Below are 4,346 nucleotides of genomic sequence, written 5' to 3'. Positions count from 1 at the left end.
TGTTTCATCTTCCGTCGTTCACTCTTCCTTTCCCGCCCGCCGGCCCGCGGTGGGGGGGGGGGCGGGCGGCGCGGCCGCGCCCCCCCCCGCCCCTTCGCCGTTCAGCGGCTGAACAGTGCCTCGCCGGACGGGGCCGGGGCGCCCGGCGGCAGCAGCGCCAGGTCCAGCCCGCGCACCAGGCGGGCGCGCAGGGTCTCGTCCGCCGCCAGCGCCTCGGCGACCCGCCGGGCCGCCGGCTGCGCCTGGACCGCCCCGGCCGGCACGATCGCCAGGGTGCCGTCGGAGTCCGGACCGCCGGGGCCGAGGTAGGCGCGCAGGACGCCCTCCTCCGCCGCCACTGCGGCCCGTACGGCCTCCCGTACGGCCGGATCGGCCAGCGGGTCCGCCTGGGTGCGGCCCTCGGCCAGCGCGAGGAGGGCGGAACCGGTCAGCTGGTAGGTGACGGGGCCGGCCAGGTCCAGGACCACCGTGTCGGCCTTCTCGTGCGCGGCGGCCGCCAGCGCCTGGTGCAGCGGGACCGCCACGGGCCGGGCCGCGGGATCCCACAGGGCGAGCGAGGCGGTCGAGGTGAAGGCGGGCAGCGCCCGCCGGTCGCCCGCGCGCAGGGTCGGGACGGCCATGTCGCTGGTCTTCTCGCGCTTCAGGCCCGTCTGCGGGTCGGTCTCCACCTCGCCGAGGACGGCGACGACCGGGACCAGCAGGCGGGCGTCCTTCAGGGCCGCCAGCACCTCCGGCTCGTGCGACCGGTCCTCGGCCCAGGCGGCCAGGGCGGCGGCCAGCCGCGGGTCGGCCGAGCCGTCGTCGTCGGAGAAGCCGGGGTCGGGAATGTTCTTGTTCGCCATGTTCGCCACAGTGACCCGACCCTACTGTGCCGGGTACGACGGTGCGGTGAGGGGTGGGCGCTCCGGGCGGCGGTCCCGGCCCCGGGTGCCCCGCCGCGGCCGCCGGGACAGGACGGCGGCCAGGAGCAGCAGCACCGCTCCGGCGGCCGCGGCCTCCGGGGCACCGAGGCGGGCCCCGCGCTCGGGCGGGCGGACCGGGTCGGGGCCGGGGCCGAAGTACGGCTCCGGCGCCGCGGCGGGCGCGGGGACCGGCGGCTCCGGCTGCACGGCCTGCGCAACCTGGAGCGCAGCCACGGGGTCCACCATCCCGTGGCCGCGGGCGTCGTCGCGGCCGCCGGCCGGACTGTCGGAGGCGGTGTCCTCGAGCAGCTTCTTGATCTGGGCCGGGGAGAGGTCCGGGTGCGCGGCCTTGACGAGGGCGACGGCGCCGGAGACGAAGGCCGCCGCGGCGCTGGTGCCCCAGCCCTCGTAGTAGGAGCGGTCGGGATCGGCGATGACGACGTCGACGCCCGGGGCGCTGACGGTGGCGTACCAGTTGCGGGTGGAGAACGCGGCCTTGCGGCCGCGCCGGTCCACGGCGGTCACGGCGATGACCCCCGGGTAGGCGGCCGGGTAGGAGACGCGGTCGCCGCTCTCGCCCCCGTTGCCGGCCGAGGCGACGACGACCACGCCCTTGGCGAGGGCGTACTGGACGGCCTCGTCCTCCCCCGCCTCGTGGTGGGCGGAGTCGCTGTCGTCGCCGAGGGACAGGTTGATCACGTCGGCGCCGTGGTCGGCGGCCCAGCGGATGCCGTCGGCGAGGGCGCCGCCCTTGCTGTCGCGGGCCTGCGCTCGGCCCGGGTCGCCCTCCTCCAGGATCACCCGGACGGGCAGGATCTTGGCCTGCGGGGCGATGCCGAGGACTCCCTGGCCGCGGCCGGAGCCGTGGCCGTGCCCGGCGATGATGCTCGCCATGGCGGTGCCGTGGCGCGCCCAGGAGCGGTCGCCGCGGCCGGCGCCCATGCCGATGAGGTCGGTGCCCTCGAGGACCTGCCCGGCGAGGTCGGGGTGGGAGTCGTCCACCCCGGTGTCCAGGACGGCGACGGTGACGCCGTCGCCGCGGGTGGTGCCCCAGGCCTCCTCGGCGCGCAGGGCCAACAGGCCCCACTGCCGGTCGCGGATGGCGTCGGCGTGGGCAGGGGCCGCGGCGACGGCCGTCAGGGCCGCGGCGGCCAGGGCGGCGGCGCCGCGCACGAGCGCCCGCAGGGGCCTCATCGGGAGGCCTCCCGGCCGGGAGCGGCGGGCGGGTCGGCGAGGAGCGCCAGGCCGTTGCCGATACGGTCGGCGACGGCCTTGGCCTCGTGGCCGAGGCCCGCCTGGGCCACGGCTCCGGTGGCGTCCTTCGCCATCACGTCCTGCGCGGGGCGGGGCCCGTCCAGCAGGCGGCCGTCGGCGAAGGCGGAGACGGCGTACACGACCACGGGGGCCTTGTCGATGACGGTCGCGGTCCAGGCGGCGCGCTGGGCGTCGGCGAACCCGTACGCGGGCGGGGCGGTGAGCCGGCCGGCCAGGGAGGTCATCGCGGGGGCGTCGGCGGGGGTGAAGACCATGCCGACGGTGATCAGGGAGCTGCGGGTGGCGTCGGTGTAGGTCGCGCGCAGGACGCGGGTGCAGCCGGTCCCCGCCAGCAGGCCCTGCCAGTCCGCGGCGAGGGCGGCCGGGCAGTCGGCGTCCGGGGCGAGTGCGATCCGGGTCCAGATCCGGTTGGAGCCGCCGGGGCCGGCGGCGGGGCCGGCGAGCACGGGCGGGAAGAGGGCGTCCACGGGGGCGGACCGCCACAGGGACTCGGCCTTGCGGTAGACGGCGCCGGCGGCGGGCGGGCGGTGCGCGGCGCGGTGTTCGAGCCAGGCGTCGGCTCCGGCGCCCCCGACGAGCGCGATGCCGAGGAGGGCGCACAGCACGGCGGCGAGGACCCGTCCGGGGCGGCGGCGCGGCGGCGCGGGGAAGGGCGGCGGGGTCCGGGCCGGGTCCGGGGGCGGGTCGGGCTCGCCCAGGACCGCGGTACGCGGTGTCGTCGTGGTCATCCGGCGGCTCCGCCCCCCGTTCCGTACGGCTGCCTGCCCGTACTCTACGGTCCTGCGGGCCCGGTGGGGCCGCGCAGGGTCCCCCGCCCGGGCGGGGCGGGGAAGTCCCGGCCCCTACCCATCGGTAGACGCGTCTGGCAAGCTCCCGCCATGAACTCCCCCGCCGCCGATCGCGCCCGGTACGACCGGGCGACCGCGCACCTGGACGCGCCGCTGGCCATCGTGGATCTCGACGCGTTCGACGCCAACGCCGACGATCTCGTGCGCCGGGCCGGCGGGAAGCCCGTCCGCGTCGCCAGCAAGTCCGTCCGCTGCCGCGCGCTCCTCGAACGGGTCCTGGCGCGGCCCGGGTTCGCCGGGATCATGTCGTACACCCTCGCCGAGTCGCTGTGGCTGGCCCGCTCCGGCTTCCAGGACGTGCTGCTCGCCTATCCGTCCGCCGACCGCGGCGGGTTCGCCGAGCTGGCGGGCGATCCGAAGCTGGCCGCCGCCGTCACCGTCATGGTGGACGACGTGGCGCAGCTGGAGCTCATCGACCGGTCGCGGGACGGCGGCACGCAGGAGATCCGGGTCTGCCTGGAGCTGGACACCTCGCTGCGCATGCTCGGCGGGCTGGTGCGGGTCGGGGCGCGCCGGTCGCCGTTGCGGGAGCCCGGGCAGCTGGCCGCGCTGGCCCGTGCGGTCGGTGCCCGGCCCGGGTTCCGGGTGGTGGGGCTGATGGCGTACGAGGGCCACGTGGCCGGGGTGGGGGACGCGCTGGCGGGGCGGCCGGTGCGCTCGCGGGCGATCCGGCTGATGCAGGGCGCGGCCCGCAAGGAGCTGGCGGCCCGGCGCGCCGAGGTGGTGCGGGCGGTGCGGGCGGTCGTGCCGGACCTGGAGTTCGTCAACGGCGGCGGGACGGGAAGCGTGGCGCAGACGGCCGCCGAGGACGCGGTGACCGAGATCGCCGCCGGGTCGGGGCTGTACGTTCCGCGGCTGTTCGACAACTACACCTCGTTCAGCGGGCGGCCGGCGGCGCTGTTCGCGCAGCCGGTGGTCCGCAGGCCCGGGGTGGGCGTGGTGACCGTGCTCGGCGGCGGATACCCCGCCTCGGGCGCGCCCGGCCCGGACCGGCTGCCGGTCCCGTACCTGCCGCAGGGGCTGCGCTACGACCCGCAGGAGGGCGCCGGCGAGGTGCAGACCCCGCTGCTGGGCAGCCCGGCCGACGATCTGCTGATCGGCGACCGGGTCTGGTTCCGGCACGCGAAGGCGGGCGAGCTGTGCGAGCGGTTCGACACCCTGCACCTGGTGGAGGGCGACCGGGTGACGGCCACCGCCCCCACCTACCGGGGCGAGGGCCGCACCTTCCTCTAGGGGGTGTCTGACGGAGGTCCGCGGCGTCGCGGTGCCCGGCACGCACTCTCGCCGCACCGGCCGAAAGCCCAAGTACGTCCAGTACGGG

Annotated in this window: 4 protein-coding genes; 1 reads left to right on the top strand and 3 read right to left on the bottom strand. The window is 77.9% G+C overall.

Annotated elements, in window-relative coordinates; translation table 11 throughout:
• Nucleotides 1-101 precede the first annotated feature (101 nt).
• Genes AB0D44_RS34180 through AB0D44_RS34170 form a run of 3 tightly spaced genes read right to left on the bottom strand, consistent with a single transcriptional unit; the run spans nucleotide 102 to nucleotide 2,905 of the window.
• Nucleotides 102-842: an SseB family protein gene (locus tag AB0D44_RS34180; protein ID WP_362598754.1), complete on the bottom strand. Its 741-nt coding sequence runs from the start codon at nucleotides 840-842 to the stop codon at nucleotides 102-104.
• A 21-nt stretch (nucleotides 843-863) separates the two neighbouring features.
• Complete coding sequence (gene mycP / locus AB0D44_RS34175; protein WP_362598751.1) at nucleotides 864-2,096, bottom strand: type VII secretion-associated serine protease mycosin; 1,233 nt, start codon at nucleotides 2,094-2,096, stop codon at nucleotides 864-866.
• Nucleotides 2,093-2,905 (bottom strand): hypothetical protein, encoded by an 813-nt coding sequence (locus AB0D44_RS34170; RefSeq protein WP_362598748.1) that lies wholly within the window; start codon nucleotides 2,903-2,905, stop codon nucleotides 2,093-2,095. The genes mycP and AB0D44_RS34170 overlap by 4 nt, the downstream gene beginning before the upstream one ends.
• Nucleotides 2,906-3,055: 150 nt before the next feature.
• On the opposite strand from AB0D44_RS34170, the gene AB0D44_RS34165 reads away from it, so the two are divergent.
• Nucleotides 3,056-4,258, top strand: a complete 1,203-nt coding sequence (locus tag AB0D44_RS34165) for an amino acid deaminase/aldolase (RefSeq protein ID WP_362598745.1) — start codon at nucleotides 3,056-3,058, stop codon at nucleotides 4,256-4,258.
• Nucleotides 4,259-4,346: the final 88 nt, after the last annotated feature.

It is taken from the genome of Streptomyces sp. NPDC048349, assembly GCF_040651925.1.
Taxonomy (GTDB): Bacteria; Actinomycetota; Actinomycetes; order Streptomycetales; family Streptomycetaceae; genus Streptomyces.
The sequence above is the reverse complement of the archived record's forward strand: the minus strand, read 5'-3'. Positions and strand labels throughout refer to the sequence as shown.